The organism is Providencia sp. PROV252 (assembly GCF_033676005.1).
GTDB lineage: Bacteria > Pseudomonadota > Gammaproteobacteria > Enterobacterales > Enterobacteriaceae > Providencia > Providencia vermicola.
On sequence record NZ_CP096294.1, the window covers coordinates 2,987,162 to 3,012,354 of the forward strand.

A 25,193-nucleotide genomic window follows, 5' to 3' on the forward strand; every position below is an offset into this window, starting at 1 on the left:
ATAACTAATTACTAAAATCTATATTTATATTACCTATTAAAACCATTAACACTACCTATCAATTGAAAATAGAGACATATGTCTCACTATCATGCAATTAAATGTCAGTTGAATAAAAAACGCCAATCATGACGATAAATTAAATAAATAACTCAAGTAAATAATTAATAAATACATAAAAATTATTTATAACTTATATTTTTTACGAGTGTTTAATCAATTATTGTCATGGCAATAAAACCGATTACTACACGAAAAATGATGATCCTATACAAAAATAGAAAAAAAACACGATTAAAGGGTAAAAAACAACAAAAAATTTACAACCAGACAGAATGTCAAGAACGGAATAATAAACTGCATGTTACCTGTAACAATAAAATATTATAAAACAACAATCTTAATAGCATTTGTAAATCCGATCTATAATGCCAATTAATTCGGAAAAACTATATTTTGAAACATTTATTTATATTTAAAATAACAAAATGACACATAAATAATCGATTTATATAATTTCAACCATACAGGTAATGTCGATTTTTTATATTAAAGTGATTTATTTTTTTGATATTTAATTTTGATAGTGATATTTAAATAGTATGAATACGATTACTTAGGTGGCTATAATGCAAGTTAAAAGCAATTTAAATCAGACCCTTATAAAAAAAATGACTATTGATAACGAGGTAGCACATACCATTATCGATTTAACATCCAAAGGCGTCATTATTGTAGAAAAAGGAACACTATTACTGGAAACCCCTGCCAATGTACAAACTTTAAATGAAGGTGATATTTTATACCATAAACAAGGCTCTTACTCATTTCAGTCTGCTGATTTAACAACAGATTGTCAGTTACTCTGGGTAGGTTTAAACGATGACTTTCTACGTGAGTTTATTACTCTACACGGTTCACAACTGAGTGAGATCGAGCGATTTGAAGATACATCATCTGATGTCATCAAGTTTACCTCATTTCCATTAATTAAAGACATTAAAAATAGCTTAAATGCAATCATTGACCACGATTATCCTGAAGCTATCGTATCATTACGAATAAGCGAATTATTGCTGTTATTATCCTACAGTGAGCAAGGTGCTATTTTACTTTCTAACTTTAAGCAATTAAGTAACCGTCAAGCCCAACGATTGCAATTATTCATGGAAAATAATTATTTGAAGGAATGGAAGTTAAGTGAATTCGCTCGTACATTTGGAATGGGTTTAACAACATTTAAGGAACTATTTAATACCGTTTATGCAACATCACCCCGTTCATGGATCAGTGAAAAACGAATTATGTATGCACACCAATTATTGGTAAATACATCAATGAGCATTGTTGAAATTTCAATGGAAGCAGGCTTCTCTAGCCAATCTTATTTCACACAGAGTTATCGAAAGCGATTTGGTTACACCCCGAGTAAATCAAGAATAACTGCTTAATTACTCAATAAAACCGAACATAGACACATGCCCTGTCAGTTATAGAAATTTATGATTTAACTATAATCTGGCAGAAAGGCAACCCAAAGTCCCTTCCTTTATTTCACTTTTAACTATTTTTCATCTCCAGTTACTCGCCATAAAAAAAGGCAATTTGCCTGAATGACAAATCACCCTTTCAAAAACCTAAACGAATTCTTTGGTTATTTGACTTTCATGATCTTCAAGTCAATGATAGACATAGAGTTTGGTGGTATTTCACCTGGAACTCCCTCTACCCCATAACCACCTTCTGGCTTAATATAAACTTTCACCATCCCGCCTTCCCCTGCACGTTCAACAAACGAATTTAATGGCGTCGGTAATTCATTATAAGGCAGCGTCACAGGGTTTTTATCCGTATACATGACAGTAACCGTTCCATCCGTTAACTGCTCTCTCATAATAAATGTGATGTCTTTCTTTTTAACATCGTTAATCGGCGTACCACGCTGAATAATTTTATAGTATGTATTATTATCCAGCTTACTGTATTTTTGTGCCGTAATATCTTGAATTATCTTCTGATTTTTCTTAGCATTTTCTGCGGCAACGACCTTGATATCTTTACTTGGTGGCACGCGTCCTGCTAGCCCTGCGTTCGAGCCAGTGTTACCTTTCGCTTTTAACGCATTATTTTCGTCTTGCAACAAAGTTATACGACGATTTAAATCCATAATTTGTGATTTAAGTACCTCATCACTTGAGAATGATTTTTGCTTCTCTAACTCAGCCTGTAGTTTTTTCAATTGCTCTTGCGCAGAAGCTAATTCTTTTTGTGCTTTGGTTGCAGAATCCAATTTTTGAGTATCTAATTTCAAAGCACTAATTTGTTTATTTGCATCAGCCAGTTGTGACTCAACCTCTGCTTGTTTTTTAGCCTTAGCCGCTATTTCATTTTCAAGCTTGCTAATTTGCGATTCTTGTTCTTTTGTTTGTTTTGCAAATTGTGAATTTTGTAATTCGAGTTTTTTTCTTTCACTTTCTTGTGCCATAAGTGCATCTTGAATCGCTTTTTTCTCTGAATCAAGTTTACCCAAAGCATCTTCTTTTTGCTTCAACAACGCTAACTGCTTATTCAAATCTGCCGTTAATTCTTTTACTTGCTGGTCACTTGCTTGACCAATTAATGCCGTTTGTTTTTCAACGTCTTTTTGCAGTTTTTGCAAGTTATCATTAGCCTGAACCAGCTGCTTCTGAGCCGACGCATAATTTTGCTCATTTTCAGTCAATGTGGCCTGAAGTTTCTGCAGCTGTTTCTGGCTTTCTGTATATTGTTTAGAAAGCGTATTTTGAGCTGCTTGATGCTCTTCTAATTGCTGTTTAGCCAGTGTAAGCTCAGATTCTAGCGTAATTTTTTGAGCAACTTTAGCCGATTGCTCAACGAGTGACGCTTGGATTTTATCTGCCTGCTGTGTTTTGTCTTTCAATTGAGCCGAAAGTTGCTGATTTTTTTGCTCTAATTCTTTCGATGTTACTTGTTGCTTCGTCAATGCCTCTTTCGCTAAACGGCTATCTGTCTCCGCTTTCTTCAAGCCATCTTCTTTTTGCTTTAACAATGCAATTTGTTTATTTAAATCGACAGTTAATGCTTTAATTTGCTGATCCGTAGCTTGGTTCATTAATGCAGTTTTGGTTTCTATATTCGCTTTTAACGTTTTAAGCTCTAAGTTAGCTTTGTTTAATTGCTCTTGCGCAGCAACATAATTTTGTTCATTTTGGCTTAATTTGGCTTGCAACTCAGCCTGCTGTTTTTCACTATCAGCCACTTGTTTAGCTAACGCATTCTGTGCATTTTGGTGTTCAACCAATTGTTTTTGCGCCAATGCTAACTCACTTGCCAAGCTAACTTTGCCTTCCGCTTTAACTGTTTGAGCAGACAATAATGCTTGAATTTTATCTGCTTGCTGAGCTTTTTCACTCAATTGTGCGGCTAATTGTTGGTTTTTTTGCTCAAGCTCTTTGGCTGCAGCTTGCTGTTTGGCGAGCGCATCACGGGTTGATTGGCTTTCTACTTGGGCTTTTTTCAAATCGGCTTCTTTCTCTTGAAGTCGCGCAACTTGCTTATTAAGATCAAGCGTTAATGCTTTGATTTGTTTATCGTTCGCTTGCTCCATTAATGCAGTTTGTTTTTCAACGTCTTTTTGCAGTTTTAGCAAGTCTGCATTAGCTTTGTCCAACTGCCCTTTAGCCGTTGTAAAATTTTGTTCATTTTGGCTTAGTTTCGCTTGTAGCTCAGCCTGCTGTTTTTCACTGCTTGCCAGCTGTTTCGCCAGCGTATTTTGCTGTGATTCATGTTCAGCTAACTGTTTCTTCGCTGCCGCTAATTCTGTTTCTAACGCGGCTTTATCCGCAGCCTTCGCCGTTTGTTCAGCTAATGCAGCTTGAATTTTATCGGCCTGTTGCGATTTTTCTGTTAGTTGCGCGGCTAATTGTTGATTTTTCTGCTCAAGCTCTTTGGCTGCAGCTTGCTGTTTGGCCAGCGCATCACGGGTTGATTCGCTATCTGCTTGAGCTTTATTCAACCCATCTTCTTTTTGTTTTAGCAACGCTATCTGTTTATTTAAATCAGCCGTTATTGCTTTCACTTGTGCATCACTGGCTTGATTTAGTAATGCCGTTTGCTTTTCAACATCTTTACGTAACTGCTGTAAATCCGCATCGGCTTGCTTCAACTGAGCCTGTGCAGTGGCATAATTTTGTTCATTTTGGCTTAGTTTCGCTTGCAGCTCAGCCTGCTGTTTTTCACTGCTTGCCAGCTGTTTCGCCAACGTATTTTGCAGTGATTCATGTTCAGCTAACTGTTTCTTCGCTGCCGCTAATTCTGTTTCTAACGCGGCTTTATCCGCAGCCTTCGCCGTTTGTTCAGCTAATGCAGCTTGAATTTTATCGGCCTGTTGCGATTTTTCTGTTAGTTGCGCGGCTAATTGCTGATTTTTCTGCTCAAGCTCTTTGGCTGCAGCTTGCTGTTTGACCAACGCATCGCGGGTTGATTCGCTATCTGCTTGGGCTTTTTTCAACCCATCTTCTTTTTGTTTCAGCAACGCTATCTGTTTATTTAAATCAGCCGTTATTGCTTTCACTTGTGCATCACTGGCTTGATTTAGCAATGCCGTTTGCTTTTCAACATCTTTACGTAATTGCTGTAAATCCGCATCGGCTTGCTTCAACTGAGCCTGTGCAGTGGCATAATTTTGTTCATTTTGGCTTAGTTTCGCTTGCAGCTCAGCCTGCTGTTTTTCACTGCTTGCCAGCTGTTTCGCCAACGTATTTTTCAGTGATTCATGTTCAGCTAACTGTTTCTTCGCTGCCGCTAATTCTGTTTCTAACGCGGCTTTATCCGCAGCCTTCGCCGTTTGTTCAGCTAATGCAGCTTGAATTTTATCGGCCTGTTGCGATTTTTCTGTTAGTTGCGCAGCTAATTGCTGATTTTTCTGCTCAAGCTCTTTGGCTGCAGCTTGCTGTTTGGCCAGCGCATCGCGGGTTGATTCGCTATCTGCTTGCGCTTTTTTCAATCCATCTTCTTTTTGTTTCAGCAACGCTATCTGTTTATTTAAATCAGCCGTTATTGCTTTCACTTGTGCATCACTGGCTTGATTTAGCAATGCCGTTTGCTTTTCAACATCTTTACGTAATTGCTGTAAATCCGCATCGGCTTGCTTCAACTGAGCCTGTGCAGTGGCATAATTTTGTTCATTTTGGCTTAGTTTCGCTTGCAGCTCAGCCTGCTGTTTTTCACTTGAAGCTAACTGGGCCATCAGCGCATTTTGTGCTGTTTGTGACTCTTTTAACGCTTTCTCTAATACAACTTTTTGCTCTGCTTGTGCTGTTTTTTCAGTTAAAGAAGCCTGGATTTTTTCCGCTAGCTGTTCTTTCTCTGCTAACTGAGCTAACAATTGTTGATTTTGCTGCTCTAATTGTTTGGCGTCTGCTTGCTGAGCACTCAAAGCCGACTGGGCAACATCTTTTTCATTTTTTGCAGTATTTAGTTCAATTTCTTTTTGTTTGAGTAATTCTTTTTGCTGCAAAAGTTCATTGGTCACTAATTTCACTTGCTCATCTGAATTTCCTGCAAGCTGTAATTGGTTTTTAGCATCCAGCTCTAATTTTGCAATATCTGCCGTTAACTGCTCAATTTTTAAATTTGCTGAGGCATACAGCTCCTCTTTCTCAGCAAGTTGTTGTTTGATTTTAGATTGTTCAATTGCACTTTCATTTAATTGTTTTTCAAGTTGAGCAATCGTTTCTTGGGTTTGCTGATTCTCTTGGCTAAGCTGCGTTAAATTATTCTGTTTCTGTTCAATCGTTTTTTCCGCTTCTGCCAGTTTACGATTTAGCGTATCAATTAACGATTGATCATCTGAAGATGAATTTAATAGTGCTTGTAATTGCGCAATTTGATTTTTATTTTGTTTAACATCGTCATTAAGCTGATTAATTTCAAATTCTTTTTCTGCAATTGTCTGTGTTAATTGCGCGATACTCTTATTGTGGTTAATTAGCTCAGCGACAAGTTGTTCATCATTTAACAAATTGTTATACGAAATAAGTTGTCCTACACCTTGTGCAATACCAAATTTATACAAATTGGTTAGCTGCTGGCGTTCAATTAATTTTGCAAGTTGTTCAAGATAGGCTGAGGTATCTATTCCTGAGGGTCTGGCAAATTTAGAAGAATACAACCCAAGAGGATCGAGAACTAACTGATATTTAGCAAAGTCCCTTGCTAAATATTCAGGGCTCCATTGGTTACTTTGAAAAAAGTATGGATAGGAGGAGAGTAAAATTGGCGCAGACGCGTTATCTGTTGTCACCGCACAGACATCAGAAAAAATCGTTTTTTCTGGTTCTGTTGGCGTCACTTTAGCCGAATCAACTTGACTTGCCGATGCTACGCCAGACTTTCTTTTACCCGTAGTTTTCCCTTTGGTTCCTTTATTCGCTGCCGCAGACTTTTGTTTTTCCTTCGGCGCAGGCACTGTCGAGAGTGAAGAGAAAATATCGTAACCTTGAGCTTGTGTATTAACTGGCTGTTGTTGTTGTTTTTGCTCTTTTACTTTGCCTTCGCTTTCCAATTGGAGGTAAGTGTCAAAATCATCAATAACGCTATTAAATTTGTCTGCTTTTGGAGCATGACTAAAAAATGTCGTAACAAGTGCCAGCGACACACAAAGCCTAAGGTTTATTCTCATAATCCACTAATTTTCTTCAATGTTGATTCGGTAGACAATACTGAGTTATAGCGAACTTTTGCACAGAGTACTTTCGTTTTAGATTCAATCGCCATTTGCAGTAATTCAATTGTGTCAGGGCTAGCAGTGCCTTCAACTTCTCTGTAGAGACGATTGATTTCACTAACCTCTTTGAATGAACCTACTAAACGGTTGTAATCCTTTGGCGAAAGTGTTTTTAGTGCGTTTAATTCCTTAACACACGTATTTAGGTGAGCAAATGTTTGTTGATCAGCGCCACTTTGTCCATAAGTTGTTGACGCTATTGGTGTACGATTAATAGCGCTATTTAAAACTTTTTGTGATTCTGGATAAGAATCATCAGCTTGGGTCGCACTTGCTGATGGTTGCTCAGCAGCAGGGGCGGTATTTGCTGTTACGGTTTGTTTACTTGGGGTATTCGGTGTTGCTGTATTGTATGTGTCTGAGCCAAATGTACAGCCAGAAAGAAGAGCCGTACCTGCTATAAGCAAAGATGCAACATAAAATTTATTTTTTAAAAACATATGGTTACCTTACCAGTACTTTTCTTCGCTATTATAATGATGTCCAAGAAACCTAGTGTAAGCTAAAAGTTAGCTATTTTCTATAAGTCCGAATGTAGAAATAGAGTCATCTCATAAATTTAGATTAAAATAATTTTAGTTTTAAACTTATTTAATCGCTACCCTTTCGTGACTTTTATGAGCTTATTCTTATTAATACACCAAGACAGTCATAAATTAACACATTTAAGGTGCTATTTAATTATATTATGTTATCCAAACATTATTTTACTAGTTTATGTAACCATAAACATAACAGCTCAATAACACAAAACCCGCGTTCTTTTTTATCTTCCTGTTGTAACACTTACTAACAAATAAAATAGTTTTTTGTTACACAAGAAGAGTGTTTTAAGCACTCTCACAGTATCTGTACTGCTTTAAAAACATTTCAGTGCAACCACTTTACTTAAAAACTCAAAAACAAGTAACTTACTTGGAATTCATTTATAAAAAAGACAGCGAACAATAAATTTCATGCATTCTCAATAGGTTATATTTCAAAAAACCAACATATACCATACGTAGCACTCGTGTAATTATACCAACTCTTTGGAATAATTACTTATACTAAATTGATACTATTCGTAACTCAAATTTATTTTTAACATTATTATATAGACTACTTTCTGCTAATTAGCGAATACGAACAAAAAAAAGACTGGCACATATTATGTTGATATTAGATTGAGAGGCTTGGGGAGTCGCAAGATACGTAGAATAAAAAACAAGGAAAGTTTGAACATATTAAGAGTAAAATGATGTGCCCAGTATTATCTGGGCACAAAAACAACATCGGCTATTTTGTCGGACGTAATGCTGGGAATAAAATAACATCACGAATGGTATGACTGTTAGTGAATAACATCACCATACGGTCGATACCAATACCAAGACCTGCAGTTGGCGGTAAACCATGTTCTAAAGCAGTAACATAGTCTTCGTCATAGAACATTGCTTCATCATCACCTTCGTCTTTTTGACGAACTTGCTCAGCAAAACGTTCTGCTTGGTCTTCTGCATCATTTAATTCCGAGAAACCATTACCAATTTCACGACCACCAATAAAGAACTCAAAACGGTCAGTAATAAATGGATTGTCATCATTACGACGTGCTAAAGGTGAAACTTCAGCAGGGTATTCAGTGATAAATGTTGGTTGAATTAAGTGGCTTTCAGCGACTTCCTCAAAGATTTCACACTGGACACGACCTAAGCCCCAACTTTTCTCAATCTTAATACCTAATGATTTTGCAATCTCAACGGCCTTATCCATATCGTCTAAATCAGCCACATTGGTTTCTGGACGATATTTACAGATAGCTTGCTTCATGGTCAATTTAGTGAACGGCTGACCAAAATCAAACTGTTGGTCGCCATACTGAACGACTGTGTTGCCTAACACTTTTTGTGTCAGTGTACGGAATAAATCTTCCGTTAATTCAATCAAATCACGGTAATCTGCATACGCCATATAGAGTTCCATCATAGTGAACTCAGGGTTATGACGAGGCGATAAACCTTCATTACGGAAGTTACGGTTAATTTCAAAAACGCGTTCGAAACCACCGACCACTAACCGTTTTAAGTACAGTTCTGGTGCGATACGCAAATACATATCGATATCTAATGCGTTATGGTGCGTGATAAATGGACGTGCTGATGCGCCACCTGGAATAACTTGCATCATTGGGGTTTCCACTTCCATAAAATCACGACCAACCATGAAGTTACGGACTTCAGCTAAGATTTTAGAGCGCACAATGAAAGTGTTACGTGATTCATCATTTGCAATCAAATCCAAATAACGCTGACGATAACGTGTTTCTTGGTCTGATAAACCGTGAAATTTATCTGGCAATGGACGCAAAGCTTTGGTTAACAAACGTACTTCATGACAATGAACAGTGAGTTCACCCGTTTTCGTTTTAAATAAACGCCCTTTCGCACCTAAAATGTCACCCAAGTCCCATTTTTTGAACTGTTCGTTATAAACGCCTTCCGCTAAGTCATCACGTGATACGTAGATTTGAATACGGCCACCAACATCTTGCAATGTTGCAAATGAAGCTTTACCCATGATACGGCGCGTCATCATACGACCCGCGATAGAGACTTCAATATTCAAGTCTTCCAGCTCTTCCGATGACTTTTCACCATACTGAGCATGGATTTTGTCTGAAAGATCTTCACGACGAAAATCATTTGGGAATGGAATTCCTTTTTCACGCAACGCCGCAAGTTTTTCTTTACGGGTTTTAAGTTCGTTATTCAAATCGGGAGCCTGTTCTGCACCCTGTTGCTCTTGAGACATTTTTCCCTCACAGGCCAGCTTTTAAACTAGCTTCAATGAATTTATCCAAATCACCATCCAGTACGGCTTGCGTGTTACGCGTTTCCACACCAGTACGTAAATCTTTTATTCTTGCATCATCAAGGACATAAGAACGAATTTGGCTTCCCCAGCCAATATCTGATTTGTTCTCTTCCATCGCTTGCTTGTCCGCATTTTTCTTTTGCATTTCCAGTTCATATAGCTTCGCTTTTAACTGGCGCATTGCTTGGTCTTTATTTTTATGCTGCGAACGGTCGTTCTGGCACTGCGTCACAATATTCGTTGGAATATGAGTAATACGTACCGCTGACTCCGTTTTGTTTACGTGCTGACCACCCGCACCTGAAGCGCGGTACACATCAATACGTAAGTCCGCTGGGTTAATTTCGATATCAATATCGTCATCAACTTCAGGGTAAATAAAGGCTGAGCTAAACGAAGTATGACGACGCCCGCCCGAGTCAAATGGACTCTTACGAACTAAACGGTGAACCCCAGTCTCTGTTCTTAACCAGCCGTAAGCGTAGTCGCCAATAATTTTCACTGTCGCTGATTTTAGACCCGCGACATCACCATCAGACTCTTCAATAATCTCGGTTTTAAAGCCCTTCGACTCCGCCCAACGCAAGTACATACGTAATAACATACTTGCCCAATCCTGAGCTTCAGTACCACCAGAACCCGCTTGTAAGTCGATATAGCAATCAGCGCTGTCGTATTCACCCGAAAACATGCGGCGAAATTCCAATTGCTCTAATTTGCCTTGTAGTAATTCAAGCTCCGCCCCCGCTTCATTGAAGGTATCTTCATCGTCAGCCTCAACGGCCAACTCCAATAAACCTTCAACATCCTCAAGACCTTGTGTTAGTTGATCGATTGTTTCAACTATCGCCTCAAGAGATGAGCGTTCTTTACCAAGAGCTTGCGCTCTTTCTGGCTCATTCCAGACATCGGGTTGCTCTAGCTCTGCGTTGACTTCTTCTAAGCGTTCTTTCTTGGCATCATAGTCAAAGATACCCCCTCAGAACCGATGTCCGATCAGACAGGTCCTGAATCTTACTTTTTACTGGGTTTATTTCAAACGTCATTTTCAATATCTTATGGTTGGTCAAAATAATTTTTATTTACAAACCAATTAGTATAACGGAATTTATCTCAGGTTTATAGCACCCTAAAACGCTATTTCATCCCATACTCATCGATAATATTTGTGTTTAATCAGGCCAAATATGCTCAACCATTAATTGTACGCTTCGTTGCCCTCGGTATTCATTTACATCGAGTTTAAACGCAATTTTAGCTTTCTTAATGCTGTTATCTGGCCATCTGCGCACATCAATGTTAAACATAATTGCATCCAGCATTGGACCACCATTGGCAGGTTCTACCATCAGTTTAAGGTGGCGCTCTCCCACTAACCGTTGCTGTAATAATAAAAAGTGTCCGTCAAACACGGGTTCGGGGAATGATTGCCCCCATGGCCCGCTTTCACGAATTAATTCTGCGGTTTCTAGGCAAAACTCGTTGCGAGACAGCTCACCATCGCTCCAAACAACACCCGCTAATTGTTCTGGTTTAATGAGCTCCCCCATTAAACGCTCAAAATGATGCTTAAAATCCTCAAATTTACTTTCGTCTAAAGTCAAACCCGCAGCCATCGCGTGGCCACCAAACTTTTGCATTAATCCAGGTTGCAAGGTATTTAAACGTTCAAGGGCATCACGCATATGCACACCTTGAACTGAACGCCCAGAACCTTTGAGTACGCCATCCCCTGCGGGAGCAAATGCAATCACAGGCCGATGATATTGCTCTTTAATTCGAGATGCTAAAATCCCAACAACCCCTTGATGCCACTCAGGGTGATAAATGGCAAGGCCATTGGGTAGTTGATTATCACTGTACTCAAATTTGTTAAAAAGCACCGACGCTTCGTGCTGCATTCCCTGTTCAATTTCACGACGAGTTTGATTTAACCCATCTAATTCGTTAGCAAGCTCCCTCGCATAAGCCATATCATCAGTCAGCAGTAATTCAATACTCACAGACATATCATCCAACCGACCCGCCGCATTCAACCGTGGGCCAAGGGCAAAACCAAAATCATTGGCAACTAGCCTTGGTAAATCACGCTTTGACACCTCAACGAGTGCCTTAATACCTGCGCAGCAACGCCCTGCTCTAACACGGTTTAATCCTTGGTGAACCAGTATCCGATTGTTGGTATCAAGAGGTACCACGTCCGCCACCGTGCCTAATGCCACCAAATCAAGATATTCGGCTAAATTAGGTTCGCTTAACCCTTGTTGGATAAACCATTCTTTTTGACGTAAATGTGCGCGCAGTGCTGACATTAAATAAAATGTCACCCCGACGCCTGCTAATGATTTTGAGCCAAAGTGACACTCATTGAGGTTTGGATTAATAATAGCGTCGGCTTCAGGCAGCGTTTCTCCTGGCAAATGGTGATCGGTAATGATGACATTAATCCCATATTGCTTTGCAACGACTACACCTTCATGAGATGAAATACCATTATCCACGGTGATAATTAAATTTGCCCCCCGCTTGTGTGCTTCTTCAACCACCAGCGGTGTTAAACCATAACCATTTTCAAAACGATTCGGTACGATATAATTTAAATTGGCATAACCCATCGATTTTAATGCACGAATAGCCAGTGCTGTACTTGTTGCACCGTCCGCATCAAAATCCCCTACAATGGTAATGGATTCGTGCTCAGTCAGTGCTCGGTAAAGTAAGGCAAGTGCATTCTCAATGCCTGATAGCGAACGATAATCCAGCAAATTTGTGGCTTTACGCTCCAGCTGAGCCATATCCGTAATACCACGATGCAAGTAAATACGCTGCAATAATTCAGGGAGCCCTGGAAGTTGAGCAGACTCACCATCAATGTGCCGTTGTCGTAAAAAAGTTTCTACATTCACAATAATTAACTATTTTTCGTCGAGTAATTGAATAAGTGCATCAGGTTTTAGGAAGCCAGGTAACATTTGACCATTAGGTAAAATAATCGCGGGGGTGCCAGTCACTTTAAATAAATTAGCTACATTCATATGCTTACTTAGATCAATTTTACAGTTGTCTATCATAGCGATTTCTTCACCCTTAAACGCTTGTGTTAACGCATTTTGTGGTAAGCCATTACACCAAATAGACGCCATCTTTTTACCTACATCACTTTGGGCACCTTGACGAGGGTAAGCAAGGTAACGCACCGTCACACCTTTACTATTAAGTTCGCCGACAGTTTCATGGAGCTTTTTGCAATATCCGCAACTAATATCAGTGAAGACAGTGACCACGTATTTTTCTTGTGGCGCTTTAAAATAAATCATTTCATTTTTAAGGGCTTCAACCTTTTTCATTAGCGGCTGGTTACTAATATTCACGGGGTTTTTTCCACTCATATCGTAAATTGGCCCTTGAAGTAAATACTTACCATCATCCGTAATGTAGACGATACCCGTCGTCGTTTCGACCACATTCAACCCAACGATAGGTGAAGGTTTAATTGACTCCACTGTCATATCGTATTTTGCCAATGTATCACGAATGACTATCTCTTCCGTTGCACTGTATGCGTTCGCGGTAATCGCAGCAAAACAAGCCACCGCCAGTAATAGCAATTTGCGTTTCATTAATAATCCTTTAATTGTCATCCTCTTGGATGATGTTGTTCATGTAGCGCGCGTAATCGTTCAGTCGCAACATGGGTATAAATTTGCGTTGTTGATAAATCGCTGTGGCCTAATAACATCTGTACGACACGTAAATCTGCCCCATGGTTCAATAAATGTGTTGCAAAGGCATGTCTAAGGACGTGAGGCGAGAGTGATTCTGCATCAATTTGTGCCAGCACCGCGTAGTACTTTATTCGATGCCAAAATGTCTGCCGGGTCATTTTTGTTCCACGTTTACTCGGAAACAAAATATCACTAGTTTTACCCTTTAATAAATCAGGGCGACCTTCATCAATATATTTTTCCAGCCAATATATTGCCTCTTCCCCCAAAGGAATCAATCTTTCTTTATCGCCTTTACCGACAACACGAATGACGCCTTGGCGCAAACTAATGTCAGAAAACGTTAAACCAATCAGTTCAGAAACACGTAAACCGCAGGCATATAAAACCTCTAGCATGGCTTTATCCCGCAATTCTAGGGAGTCTTCTGTTGCAGGCGCATTTAATAAATCATCGACTTGTTGTTCACTGAGGTCTTTTGGTAATCGCTGCGGTATTTTAGGTGCTGCAATGACAGCTGAAGGATCATCGCTACGCAACTTTTCTCGATATAAGTATTGAAATAGACGACGCATCGCGCTTAATAAACGAGCAGAGCTAGCGGCCTTATAACCACCATCAATACGTTCAGCGAGAAAAGATTGCAAATCAATTGATTGAACACTCTCTAAATGTAAATGATGCGCATCAAGCCATCTATCTAGTGATTGAAGGTCATTACGATACGATGCTAATGTGTTCTCCGCTAAATCCTGTTCAAGCCAGATTGTATCAAGAAATTGCTCAATTAATGGATTAAGGTGTTTTGTTTCCACAGCTAATTCGTTTCCTTTGAATAATACCACACGATTCTATTATGCCTGAAAGGGGGGGCTTCTGTTACAATACCCCTCTTGTCATCAAAACCATAGCTGGACGTAGTAATAATATATATGAAAATAGGCCTTTTTTACGGTTCTAGCACCTGTTATACCGAAATGGTTGCTGAAAAAATACGTGATATTCTCGGTGATGATTTCGTCACACTGAATAATGTTAATGATACTCCCCCCAGTGAAATGGAACAGTATGATATTCTAATTTTGGGAATACCCACCTGGGATTTCGGTGAAATACAGGAAGACTGGCTAGAAATTTGGGACGCGCTTCCCAACCTTAACTTAACGGGCAAAATTGTTGCTATGTACGGGTTAGGCGATCAAATAGATTATAGTGAGTGGTTCCTCGATGCATTAGGGTTGCTATACCATCAACTTAAACCGACGGGCGTGCAGTTTATCGGTTTTTGGCCAACCGAAGGATATACTTTTGATAGCCCAAAACCTTTAAATGAAACAGGCGATATGTTTGTGGGGCTTGCGCTTGATGAAGTGCACCAATTTGAACAAACTGATGAACGCATTGCCCAATGGTGCGTACAAATTTTACAAGAAATTGAAGCGTCCCTTTAAGACGCAATTCTGGCGGTAAATATTGTTCCTACTTAACTATGGATTGAACTCACTTTTAAATATCTGGGTATTGGAGCAATAACTGATTGAGATTCCGCCAGTTTTCTTCTGAAACTGAATCTCTGGCAACCCACAAATGAATCTTCTGCGCCTTTCCTTGCAGAGCTTCCAGTGTCAGTAATATACCATAGCGGGTCAGCCACGGCGCTTTCACGATATTCCATTCGTTTTTCTTCCATTGAACTTTATTACCGTTTACCAGTACAGCAACACCTTTTATTTTGCTGATATTTTTTTGGCTTTTAGCCCAACTAGCCACCACAACAACGAGTAATGGCAGCCAAAACACAGAATTACCTTGTGACCATGGAGCCAATAGCAAAAATATGCCAACGACACCATGAACACAGGTAGAAAAAAATTGTGTCTTCCATGAAATGGAGAGATTAGATTTCCACAGGACCACGATTTTTATTTTTTTCCTGAATAAGTTTGACCATACGGAACAACTCGTCATCCTCAGGACGACCGTGATTCATTAACCAATTGAATAAGTCTGGATCCGCACACTCTAATAAACGAACAAAAATTTGTTTGTCGTGTACCGTTAAGCTATCGTATTCATACTCAAAAAAAGGCATGATTGAAATATCTAGCTCACGCATTCCACGACGACAAGCCCAATGAATTCGTGCTTTATTCTCAATATCCATTCCACTACGACCTTTTGTTGCAGTTAACTGATAAGATTGATTATTTTCAATACTCTAACAGATTATCTGCGAAGAAAACATGTCATAGACTACATTGTTGTAATTTTAGTAGTAAAATGCCGTTTTTCTACAAACAGATGATAAAAAAATCCGAGATAATGCAAGCTGCATCATAATAACTACTTGCAATGTTATCTAGCTATTTTACCATTAAGCACCTTTAATCTATCCAAGAACAACAGGTGAAATCATGACTACCCACATTGATAGTACACAGCAATTTCCCCTTGAATCTCAGTCTTTACCACTCGTTTTGATTTCACTGGAAAACTGGGAACTTATTCATCTTGCAGGCCTCGATGCAGAAAAATATCTGCAAGGACAAGTAACTGCAGATATCACCACACTGGGACAAGCTCATACCTTAACAGCACATTGTGACCCAAAAGGAAAAATGTGGAGTGACCTACGCTTATTTCATCATTTAGAGGGTTTTTCTTATTTGCTTAGGCGCAGTGTTGCAGACTCGCAATTAGCTGAGCTTAAAAAATACGCTGTTTTCTCCAAGGTAACTTTTGAGAAAAAAACCGAGATAAAATTACTCGGTGTTGCAGGAAAAGGGGCAAGAGAAGCACTCGCAACGTTATTTACCACGTTACCTGATGAGCAAAACCAAGTTGTCTCTGAGGGTGATGCTACGTTGTTGTATTTTTCATTACCTGCTGAACGTTTTTTAGTGTTAGCCACTGAGGACGTTGCACAAAAAATGGCTGAAACATTAGGTGCTACTCAAGTCAATGATGACCAATGGCTCGCGTTAGATCTCGAAGCGGGTTTCGCAGTTATCGACCAAGAAAATAGCGCACAGCACCTGCCGCAAGCAACTAATCTGCAAGCACTTCCTCACGGGATCAGCTTTAAAAAAGGCTGCTATACTGGCCAAGAAATGGTCGCTCGAGCAAAATTCCGTGGTGCTAATAAACGTGCAATGTATTTATTAAAAGGCACTGCCACAACACTTCCAGCTATTGGCGAAGGTGTAGAATGGCAATTGGGTGACAAGTGGCGCCGCACAGGAACTGTTCTTGCCGCTGTTCGCCTAGGTAATGGTGAAATTTATGTGCAAATCATTATGAATAACGATATGGAAGCCGACAGCATTTTTCGTGTCATGGCTGATGAACAAAGCCATTTAACCATTGCAGCTTTACCTTATTCATTAGAAGAAGAACATTAATTGAGGTTTTTATGTCATCTGCATTAAGTAACAAGCCCATTGAGGTGGTTAATTTTGGGGCTTTTACTGAAGTCGTCCAATTTTTAATGGAGCTCGATAAGCTTAAAAGTATTTATCGTAAAAATAAGCTACTCAACCGTGAACGCCATGAAAATACCGCGGAGCACAGCTGGCAATTTGCCGTTGCCGCAATGAGTTTTGCGCCTTATGTTCAAGGCGTGAATATAGAACATGCAATTAAACTGGCTCTCGTGCATGATATTGTTGAAATTGATGCGGGTGATGTATTGGTTTTCGATAATGCTGCTCGTGATGCTATTCATGCAGAAGAAGTCAAAGCCGCAAACCGTATTTTTAATCTTTTACCAAGCCCACAAAATACAACATTGTTAGCACTGTGGAACGAATACGACGCATTAGAAACCCCTGAGTCGCTCTATGCGAATGCGATTGATAGAGCCATGCCAATGCTGATGAACTTGCATAATCAAGGTCAAAGTTGGGTCGAAAATCATATTCGCCTCGAACAAGTACTCAGTAAATGTGATTACATTGAGCAAATACTTCCTGAGTTCTACCAACAACTTAAGCAACAATTAGAGCTTGCTCAACAAAAAGGTTGGTTGCTTTAATTAATCGGCTAAAGCGGCTTTTCTGTCGCTTTAGCCTAATCCAGAAAGCATCTCTTCACTTACCTTCACCTTAAATAAAACTAGCCTAATTAATAGCCATTTATTAAATCAAATTAAACTATACTTAGATAAATAATTGCCTAGTAATTTATCTTTTATGCAGTTTTGATTCGCTGTCAATGAGGTTAGATATGCCAAAAGACAATAAAAATGCTTCCCCTTATTTGTTATTGCTTGATATTCATTCCCCTTCTATTGTTCAGTTCAATAAGTCAACTCATCACCTAATGCCTCTAATTGAAGGACTCGGGGGTACACCTGACGGTATTGCAGTTGATCCTGATAATCGCTTAATCTATTGGAGCAACATGGGGGATAATTTTGATGAAAATGATGGCTCAATCAATGTTATGCATTTTGATGGTAGCAATAGAAAAATGCTATTAGGCAAAGGAGCAATAAGAACCCCCAAACAATTACAACTCGATCTGCTCAATCAACGGTTATATTGGTGCGATCGTGAAGGTGGAATGGTTTGCTCCTGCAGCATTAATGGTTCTGATCTAATGACCCACATTGCAAGGCCGCGAGATAAAAATGATCAAGTTGACATACTCGAACAATGTGTAGGCTTTGCCCTTGATCTAAAAAACAATTGGATTTACTGGACGCAAAAAGGAACGCCTAAGGGAAACTTAGGACGCATTTTTAGAGCACCATTAAGACCCAAAAATCCGCAATCTCCAGAAAGCCGCAGTGATATTCAGTTACTCTTGGCTGATTTACCTGAGCCTATCGATTTGTTACTCGATGAAGAAGCGAATATTTTATATTGGACTGATAGAGGGGCTGAACCTGATGGTAATAGCCTAAATTGTGCCAATGTCACCCTTCACGGGCTCACGAATCACCGCGTGATCAGCCGAGGATTCAAAGAAACAATAGGCCTAACTTATGATAAATCGGCACAACTGATGTATGTCGCCGATCTCCGTGGCGGCGTTTATCAAGCTAATATAACAACGGGTGAGGTTGAAAAAATTTACCAAGGCAACAGTTATACAGGTATTGACCAATATTCTGGTTAAACGATAGAAGAATAAAAAGGCTTGCCCCAATGAAAATGAAAAAGGAAGCAAGCCTAATATTTATCTAACTAAATACATCTAGTTTACCAGATTAATCAATTACATATAGTCTTCAATCGGCACACATGAACAATGTAAATGACGGTCGCCATAGACATCATCAAGGCGTTTTACTGCTGGCCAATATTTGTTCGCTCTGGTTTGTTCCGTTGGGAATACTGCCAGCTCGCGGCTATAAGCGTGTGGCCACTCACTTGCCAGTTCAGTTTGCACGTGAGGGGAATTCACTAACGGGTTATCTTCTAATGTCCATTTCCCTTCAACCACTTGGTCAATTTCATCACGTATCGCTAACATCGCATCGATAAAACGATTGATTTCTGTGATACTTTCAGACTCAGTTGGCTCAATCATCAATGTTCCCGCCACAGGGAAAGACATCGTTGGCGCATGGAAGCCATAGTCAATCAGACGCTTAGCAATATCTAATTCGCTGATCCCAGTATCTTTCTTAATAGGACGCAAATCGACGATACATTCGTGAGCCACATAGCCCTCTTGCCCCGTGTACAGAATGTCATAACGACCCGCAAGGCGCTTAGCGATGTAGTTCGCATTCAAAATCGCCACTTGACTAGCCTTTCTTAAGCCATATGAGCCCATCATGCGAATATACATCCAGCTGATAGGTAAGATTGACGCACTACCAAACGGAGCAGCGGAAACCGCGCCTTGGTCAGTAACCATATCTAATTCAACCACACTATGCCCTGGCACAAATGGTGCGAGATGCTTTTTCACACCAATAGGCCCCATACCTGGACCGCCGCCGCCATGTGGAATACAGAAAGTTTTATGTAAATTAAGATGAGAAACATCCGCGCCAATGAAGCCAGGTGTCGTCAACCCAACCTGCGCATTCATATTGGCACCATCAAGGTACACTTGCCCACCGTGCTGGTGAATGATTTCACACACTTCGCGAATGCTTTCTTCATACACTCCATGGGTGGATGGATAAGTGACCATCACACAGGATAAATCATCGCTATGCTGCTGTGCTTTTTCACGCAAATCCGTTAAGTCGATATTACCTTCATCATCACAACGCACCACCACGACTTCCATTCCTGCCATATGGGCAGATGCAGGGTTAGTACCATGCGCAGAAGCAGGGATCAAACAAATATTACGCGCACCTTCATTGCGGCTTTCATGGTAACGGCGAATAGCTAACAGACCAGCATATTCCCCTTGTGCACCTGAGTTTGGCTGCATACAAACCGCATCATAACCCGTTAATTGCACCAACCAGTGAGAGAGCTGCTCAATCATTTGGTGATAGCCTTGAGCTTGATCCGCTGGACAGAATGGGTGTAGCTCGCCAAACTCTGGCCACGTAATTGGGATCATTTCCGCGGCAGCATTGAGCTTCATGGTGCAAGAACCTAGCGGGATCATGGCTTGGTTCAGCGCTAAGTCTTTGCGCTCTAAGCTATGCATATAACGCATCATTTCCGTTTCGCTGTGGTAACGGTGGAAATTAGGATGCGCTAAGATTTCGTCTTTACGCTGTAATGCATTGGGGATGGCTTGTTCAATTTCAGCAACTTGCTGATCTAGCTTTTCAAAATTTAGTTTTTCGTCTGAGCCAGTGATTACTGCAAATAATTGATTGATATCTTGGCGAGTGGTTGTTTCACTTAGTGTGACACCTACAGCGCCATGAATATCAGTACGTAAGTTGATTTTTGCTTTTTCTGCACGCGCTAATACCGCAGTTTTGTCTGCCACCTCAATCGCTAAAGTATCAAACCAGGTTTTGTGACGTGATACAAAACCTGCATCTGCTAACGCTTTCGCCAAAATTGATGTAAAGCGGTGGATACGCCCTGCAATCAATTTAAGCCCTTCAGGGCCATGATACACCGCGTACATGGCAGCAATATTAGCCAGTAATACTTGGGATGTACAAATATTCGAGTTCGCTTTTTCACGGCGAATATGTTGTTCACGGGTTTGCATTGCCATGCGTAATGCCGTATTACCCGCTGCATCACGTGAAACACCAATAATACGACCTGGCATAGCCCGTTTAAACTCATCACGGCATGCAAAGAATGCTGCGTGAGGCCCACCATAGCCCATCGGTACACCAAAGCGCTGAGCGGAACCAAAAACAATGTCCGCCCCTTGTTTACCTGGGGCCGTTAATAATACGAGCGCCATCATTTCTGCCGCAACACAGCTGACAATTTGACGCTCTTTTAATTGGGCGAGCAGCTCAGTGTAATCATGAACATTGCCTGTTGTGCCAACTTGTTGTAACAACACACCAAATACGCCTTCATGATCTAAAACTTTTTCAGCACTATCGACAATAATTTCAAAGCCGAAAGTCCCTGCACGCGTGCGCACTACATCAAGCGTTTGTGGGTGAACGTCATCCGCCACAAAGAAACGCTCCGCATTTTTTAATTTACTAATGCGCTTCGCCATCGCCATCGCTTCTGCCGCGGCAGTGGCTTCATCCAATAATGATGCAGAAGCAAGGTCTAACCCTGTTAGGTCAATAGTCAGTTGCTGGAAATTAAGAAGAGATTCTAAGCGGCCTTGGGATACTTCGGGTTGATATGGGGTATAAGCCGTATACCAACCTGGGTTTTCCAGTAAGTTACGTAAGATAACAGGTGGCAATACAGCAGGTGCATAGCCCATCCCAATGTAGCTTTTATAGCGTTTATTCAACGATGCAATGGCTTTTAACTCAGCCAATGCTTCTTGTTCGGTGGCTCCGCCGCCTACTCTTGGCGGCTCTGGAAGTAAAATGGCCTTCGGCACAATTTTATCCATTAAGTTATCGAGCGATGACGCCCCCACGGTATCTAACATGGTTTTTATTTGTTGTTCTGAAGATCCAATGTGGCGCGAGATAAATTCTGAACGGTTTTCTAATTGACTCAGTGACATCGACATATCTGTGTTCCCATCCTTTGTCTGCTATGCATAAGTTGTCGGGCGGTTATTACGGAACTTGCGAGATAACACTCAAAATCAGTGATGTAGCGATTTGTTTCTTGTTTCTAACGAATTATATTTTATCAATCCTCTAAATAGTTCAGCTTGTGGCTAGGCGGCAAGCAAATGAGCCCCTAGGAGCATACACAAGTATGTGACTAGGGCGAGTGAGCGAAGCCAACACCGCCACAAGATGAAATATGACGAGGATTTTATTCTAAATAGTTTGAGTTGTGGCTAGGCGGCAAACGAAGACAATCTTGGGGAGCATACACAAGTATGTGAGCCAAGTTGTCGAGTGCAGCCAACACCGCCACAACACAAAAGATGACAAATAAACTATTCTTCAGCTTCAATCATAGAGGTATACCCCGCCGCATCAATCAAATCCGCCAGCTCTGCGGTATCCGATGCTTTAATACGGAAAATCCAACCTTCTTGGTATGGTTGTTCATTTACCAGCTCAGGAGAATCGCTCAGTTCGCTGTTTACTGCCACAATTTCGCCGCTCAGTGGTGCATAGATATCAGACGCGGCTTTTACAGATTCAACCACAGCAACATCATCACCTGCACTGACGACATTTCCCACCTCAGGTAAATCAACAAACACCATGTCCCCTAACGTTTCTTGCGCATGTTCAGTGATACCAACGGTATATTCACCATTGCCTTCATCACGCAGCCACTCATGTTCACGGGTATACATTAACTCTTTAGGTGTATTGCTCATCATTAGCCTCTCATTTTAAATTTATTGATTGGGTTAGCCCAAATTACACTAAGCGGTTACCTTCGCGGACAAAGCCCGGTTTAACCACTTCAACTGGCATTTCTCGCTGTCGAATTTCAACAATCGCTTTGTCTTGAATTCCGTTCGGGACACGTGCCAACGCAATACTAAAACCTAAAGTGGGTGAGAAAGAACCACTGGTAATGACGCCTTCTTTCAATTCACCCAAATCATCAGTGAAGCGAATCACTTGCCCTGCACGCAGTATACCCTTATCACGCATCACAATACCGACAAGTTTTTCTGTTCCTTGCTCACGTAATTTTTCGAGCGCTTCACGGCCAATAAACTGGCGGTCTTCAGGTTTCCACGCAATCGTCCAACCCATATTTGCAGCAAGAGGAGAAATTGTTTCATCCATATCTTGGCCGTATAGGTTCATCCCTGCCTCTAAACGTAATGTATCACGGGCACCTAAGCCTGCAGGATGAACACCTGCTTTCAATAATTTATGCCAAAAATCAACAACCTGTTCTTTTGGCATTGCAATTTCATAGCCTTTTTCGCCAGTATAACCCGTTGTTGCGATAAACAAATCGCCAGTTTGAACGCCATAAAATGGCTTCATACCCTCAATGGCATGCTTTTGCTCTGGGCTCAATAATGAATGGACTTTCTCTGGCGCTTTAGGGCCTTGAACAGCAAGAAGAGCTAAATCATCACGCACTTGGATATCGACGGCATAGCCTGCAGCGTGTTGCTCAATCCATGCAAGGTCTTTTTCCCGTGTTGCCGAGTTAACCACGAGACGATAAAAATCATCAGCAAAGTAATACACAATCAAGTCATCAATCACACCACCTGATGCATTCAACATACCGGTATACAGTGCTTTGCCTTGCTCGGTGAGTTTATTGATATCATTCGCTAAAAGGTAACGAAGGAAGTCACGGCAGCCACCGCCATGCAAATCGACAATGGTCATATGGGAAACATCAAACATCCCTGCATCCGTTCGAACAACATTATGTTCATTAATTTGCGAACCATAATGCAATGGCATCATCCAACCATGAAAATCCACCATCTTTGCACCACAAGCAATATGCTCGTCATACAGTGTTGTCTGCTTTACCATGAATACCCTCTTTGTTCGATTAAGATATTTTGGAATGTTTACGGGTTAAAAATATCAATTGGTCATTATTAAATGGGCATTTTTAACCTAACGCAAACGATAACTTCTGTTAAAAAACTACCACTGTTTGCCTTCTGACTCTATAAAAAAAAATAGGGCGATATCTCCCTCTGTATTACTGATTACCCCCTACTTTTACCAGTGATTTTTGTTAAATAATTGAGAATGATCACTCAAAAACAGCCCAACACTGCTTATTTAGCTCAAAATATCGTCAGGCAGCTCTAAAAACACATGAATGATTTAATTAATTAAAAGCCCATTAAATTAGAAAAACTAATGCGAAAACTTGATGTAATTAGTTTTTTTCAGTCATTGATGGAAATAATAACAGAGCAAAATTAACTCAGAAATGATCATCAATGGCGACAAAAGATAAAAAGATGAATGACTCAATTATTTAAATTGGCAATTGATGTTATGAAAAAATAGGTCACTGATAGTGGAAAATTGGAAGGTTTTAATCATTTGAGAAGGCATAATTTATATTATGCCTTCTGAGAAAGGAATTTATACTACTTCATCAACTTGTAGCTGTTCCAACCACTTAGGCATATCAAACAACCCCATCGCGTGGTTCAATAATTGGGGTTTTACACCTGGTAGGCTATCTGCCAATACTAAGCCTATATCACGCAAGAGTTTTTTCGCTGGGTTATTGCCATCGAACAACTCACGGAAACCTTGCATCCCTGCTAACATCAATGCAGCGCTGTGTTTACGACTACGCTCATAATCGCGCAAATAAAAATACTGGCCAAAATCCTTACCTTCACGATGTAAACGCTTAATTTCACCGATTAACATCGCCACATCCATGAAACCAAGGTTAACCCCTTGTCCAGCCAATGGGTGGATGGTATGGGCTGCATCCCCCAATAAGGCTAATCGCTGCGCCGCAAACTGCCGTGCATAACGCCCTGTGAGCGGAATGGTCATACGGTCACTTTCGACTTGGCAAAGACCAAGCTGAACATCGAACGCAACAGCAAGTTCTTTATCAAAATCGGCTTTATCCAATGCTTGGCGCCTTGCGGCTTCTGTTGCCGGCTGTGACCAAACAATGGAGCAAAGATGCGGATCAGCTAATGGTAGAAAGGCCAAAATGCCTTCGCCATCAAAAGATTGGCGAGCAACACCTTCGTGCGGTTTTTCTGTGCGAATAGTTGCCACCAGCGCGGTATGTTCGTAATCCCAAAACGTCAGTGGGATATCGGCATGGCTACGTAACCACGAATTCGCGCCATCAGCGCCTACAATCAGCCTTGCAGTCAACATGTTTTCATCATCTAACGTGATAAACACATCATTCTCACCCCATACGACTTTTTTAATGGTTGCAGGTGCCAATAATGTCACATCACGCAGTTCAGAAGCCTTTTGCCACAATGCATCGCGTACCACATTATTTTCGACAATATGGCCTAAATGAGTCAGATTGCGCTCTTGTGCTGAAAATGTGATACGCCCAAAACTGTTGTTGTCCCACACTTTCATACCGTTATAGGCGGCAGCTCTCATGCTTTTAATCGCTGACCAAACGCCCAAATGGGTCAACAGTTTTTCACTTGCCGCATTAATCGCGGATACTCGTAATGCATAAGGCTCCGACGCAGAAAATGTCTTTTTCGGTGGATGATTTTCCACCACAGCAACGCGCAGGCCGCTTCCTTCAAGGCCACATGCAAGGGCAAGCCCCACCATGCCACCACCAGCGATAACCACATCAAACGATTGCATACTTTTTTCCTCTTTA

Annotated in this window: 18 protein-coding genes; 5 read left to right on the plus strand and 13 right to left on the minus strand. The window is 40.6% G+C overall.

The window, feature by feature from the left end:
* Positions 1 to 629 precede the first annotated feature (629 nt).
* Positions 630 to 1,451, plus strand: coding sequence for a helix-turn-helix transcriptional regulator (locus M1F05_RS13775; protein WP_206082638.1), 822 nt, complete (start codon positions 630 to 632; stop codon positions 1,449 to 1,451).
* Positions 1,452 to 1,654: 203 nt separating this feature from the next.
* On the opposite strand, the gene M1F05_RS13780 is transcribed toward M1F05_RS13775, so the two are convergent.
* From M1F05_RS13780 to xerD, 7 genes are all read right to left on the minus strand, one after another.
* Positions 1,655 to 6,658, minus strand: a complete 5,004-nt coding sequence (locus M1F05_RS13780; RefSeq protein WP_241017448.1) for a hypothetical protein — start codon at positions 6,656 to 6,658, stop codon at positions 1,655 to 1,657.
* A 20-nt stretch (positions 6,659 to 6,678) separates the two neighbouring features.
* Positions 6,679 to 7,227 carry a hypothetical protein gene (locus M1F05_RS13785; RefSeq protein WP_206082639.1) on the minus strand — a complete coding sequence of 183 codons (549 nt, stop codon included), beginning with the start codon at positions 7,225 to 7,227 and terminating at the stop codon, positions 6,679 to 6,681.
* 838 nt (positions 7,228 to 8,065) lie between these two features.
* The gene (lysS, locus tag M1F05_RS13790; protein WP_206082640.1) at positions 8,066 to 9,580 is read right to left on the minus strand and encodes a lysine--tRNA ligase; all 1,515 of its coding nucleotides are present in this window, start codon (positions 9,578 to 9,580) and stop codon (positions 8,066 to 8,068) included.
* A gap of 7 nt (positions 9,581 to 9,587) precedes the next feature.
* Positions 9,588 to 10,689 (minus strand): peptide chain release factor 2 gene (prfB, locus tag M1F05_RS13795; protein WP_206082641.1). Its coding sequence is split into 2 segments (ribosomal slippage): positions 9,588 to 10,610 and positions 10,612 to 10,689, totalling 1,101 coding nucleotides; the frame shifts between segments, so codons are not numbered across the junction.
* A gap of 126 nt (positions 10,690 to 10,815) precedes the next feature.
* Positions 10,816 to 12,549 (minus strand): single-stranded-DNA-specific exonuclease RecJ, encoded by a 1,734-nt coding sequence (gene recJ / locus M1F05_RS13800; RefSeq protein ID WP_206082642.1) that lies wholly within the window; start codon positions 12,547 to 12,549, stop codon positions 10,816 to 10,818.
* 9 nt (positions 12,550 to 12,558) lie between these two features.
* On the minus strand, positions 12,559 to 13,263 hold the full coding sequence (gene dsbC, locus M1F05_RS13805; RefSeq protein ID WP_206082643.1) for a bifunctional protein-disulfide isomerase/oxidoreductase DsbC: 705 nt from the start codon (positions 13,261 to 13,263) through the stop codon (positions 12,559 to 12,561).
* A 17-nt stretch (positions 13,264 to 13,280) separates the two neighbouring features.
* Positions 13,281 to 14,183, minus strand: coding sequence for a site-specific tyrosine recombinase XerD (gene xerD, locus M1F05_RS13810; protein WP_206082644.1), 903 nt, complete (start codon positions 14,181 to 14,183; stop codon positions 13,281 to 13,283).
* 117 nt (positions 14,184 to 14,300) lie between these two features.
* Here xerD and fldB point away from each other — a divergent pair, with 117 nt between their 5' ends.
* A complete protein-coding gene (gene fldB, locus M1F05_RS13815) occupies positions 14,301 to 14,819 on the plus strand; it encodes a flavodoxin FldB (protein ID WP_206082645.1) in 519 nt (172 codons plus the stop codon).
* 55 nt (positions 14,820 to 14,874) lie between these two features.
* Here the strand turns inward: fldB and M1F05_RS13820 are convergent, their stop codons facing one another.
* Together M1F05_RS13820 and sdhE are read right to left on the minus strand one after the other, a co-directional pair.
* Positions 14,875 to 15,336 carry a protein YgfX gene (locus tag M1F05_RS13820; RefSeq protein ID WP_241016779.1) on the minus strand — a complete coding sequence of 154 codons (462 nt, stop codon included), beginning with the start codon at positions 15,334 to 15,336 and terminating at the stop codon, positions 14,875 to 14,877.
* Positions 15,266 to 15,532, minus strand: coding sequence for an FAD assembly factor SdhE (gene sdhE / locus M1F05_RS13825; RefSeq protein WP_206082647.1), 267 nt, complete (start codon positions 15,530 to 15,532; stop codon positions 15,266 to 15,268). Before sdhE ends, M1F05_RS13820 begins: the two co-directional genes overlap by 71 nt.
* Before the next feature lie 250 nt (positions 15,533 to 15,782).
* Here sdhE and ygfZ point away from each other — a divergent pair, with 250 nt between their 5' ends.
* The 3 genes from ygfZ to M1F05_RS13840 all read left to right on the plus strand — a co-directional run bounded on the left by ygfZ (position 15,783) and on the right by M1F05_RS13840 (position 18,489).
* On the plus strand, positions 15,783 to 16,769 hold the full coding sequence (ygfZ, locus tag M1F05_RS13830; protein WP_206082648.1) for a tRNA-modifying protein YgfZ: 987 nt from the start codon (positions 15,783 to 15,785) through the stop codon (positions 16,767 to 16,769).
* A gap of 11 nt (positions 16,770 to 16,780) precedes the next feature.
* Positions 16,781 to 17,401 (plus strand): HD domain-containing protein, encoded by a 621-nt coding sequence (locus M1F05_RS13835; protein ID WP_206082649.1) that lies wholly within the window; start codon positions 16,781 to 16,783, stop codon positions 17,399 to 17,401.
* A 191-nt stretch (positions 17,402 to 17,592) separates the two neighbouring features.
* Positions 17,593 to 18,489: a YncE family protein gene (locus tag M1F05_RS13840; protein ID WP_206082650.1), complete on the plus strand. Its 897-nt coding sequence runs from the start codon at positions 17,593 to 17,595 to the stop codon at positions 18,487 to 18,489.
* Between the two features lie 99 nt (positions 18,490 to 18,588).
* Here M1F05_RS13840 and gcvP read toward each other — a convergent pair whose 3' ends face one another.
* The 4 genes from gcvP to ubiI all read right to left on the minus strand — a co-directional run bounded on the left by gcvP (position 18,589) and on the right by ubiI (position 25,177).
* Positions 18,589 to 21,465: an aminomethyl-transferring glycine dehydrogenase gene (gene gcvP, locus M1F05_RS13845; protein WP_206082651.1), complete on the minus strand. Its 2,877-nt coding sequence runs from the start codon at positions 21,463 to 21,465 to the stop codon at positions 18,589 to 18,591.
* 381 nt (positions 21,466 to 21,846) lie between these two features.
* A complete protein-coding gene (gcvH, locus tag M1F05_RS13850; RefSeq protein WP_047756761.1) occupies positions 21,847 to 22,239 on the minus strand; it encodes a glycine cleavage system protein GcvH in 393 nt (130 codons plus the stop codon).
* A gap of 43 nt (positions 22,240 to 22,282) precedes the next feature.
* Positions 22,283 to 23,377: a glycine cleavage system aminomethyltransferase GcvT gene (gene gcvT / locus M1F05_RS13855; RefSeq protein WP_206082652.1), complete on the minus strand. Its 1,095-nt coding sequence runs from the start codon at positions 23,375 to 23,377 to the stop codon at positions 22,283 to 22,285.
* A gap of 570 nt (positions 23,378 to 23,947) precedes the next feature.
* Positions 23,948 to 25,177: an FAD-dependent 2-octaprenylphenol hydroxylase gene (gene ubiI, locus M1F05_RS13860; protein ID WP_206082653.1), complete on the minus strand. Its 1,230-nt coding sequence runs from the start codon at positions 25,175 to 25,177 to the stop codon at positions 23,948 to 23,950.
* Positions 25,178 to 25,193: the final 16 nt, after the last annotated feature.

Coding starts and splice junctions, on each gene's coding strand:
- M1F05_RS13775 (WP_206082638.1), top strand. CDS start 630: ATGCAAGTTAAAAGCAATTTAAATCAGACCCTTATAAAAAAAATGACT.
- M1F05_RS13785 (WP_206082639.1), bottom strand. CDS start 7,227: ATGTTTTTAAAAAATAAATTTTATGTTGCATCTTTGCTTATAGCAGGT.
- lysS (WP_206082640.1), bottom strand. CDS start 9,580: ATGTCTCAAGAGCAACAGGGTGCAGAACAGGCTCCCGATTTGAATAAC.
- dsbC (WP_206082643.1), bottom strand. CDS start 13,263: ATGAAACGCAAATTGCTATTACTGGCGGTGGCTTGTTTTGCTGCGATT.
- fldB (WP_206082645.1), top strand. CDS start 14,301: ATGAAAATAGGCCTTTTTTACGGTTCTAGCACCTGTTATACCGAAATG.
- M1F05_RS13820 (WP_241016779.1), bottom strand. CDS start 15,336: ATGACGAGTTGTTCCGTATGGTCAAACTTATTCAGGAAAAAAATAAAA.
- sdhE (WP_206082647.1), bottom strand. CDS start 15,532: ATGGATATTGAGAATAAAGCACGAATTCATTGGGCTTGTCGTCGTGGA.
- ygfZ (WP_206082648.1), top strand. CDS start 15,783: ATGACTACCCACATTGATAGTACACAGCAATTTCCCCTTGAATCTCAG.
- M1F05_RS13835 (WP_206082649.1), top strand. CDS start 16,781: ATGTCATCTGCATTAAGTAACAAGCCCATTGAGGTGGTTAATTTTGGG.
- M1F05_RS13840 (WP_206082650.1), top strand. CDS start 17,593: ATGCCAAAAGACAATAAAAATGCTTCCCCTTATTTGTTATTGCTTGAT.
- gcvP (WP_206082651.1), bottom strand. CDS start 21,465: ATGTCGATGTCACTGAGTCAATTAGAAAACCGTTCAGAATTTATCTCG.
- gcvH (WP_047756761.1), bottom strand. CDS start 22,239: ATGAGCAATACACCTAAAGAGTTAATGTATACCCGTGAACATGAGTGG.
- gcvT (WP_206082652.1), bottom strand. CDS start 23,377: ATGGTAAAGCAGACAACACTGTATGACGAGCATATTGCTTGTGGTGCA.
- ubiI (WP_206082653.1), bottom strand. CDS start 25,177: ATGCAATCGTTTGATGTGGTTATCGCTGGTGGTGGCATGGTGGGGCTT.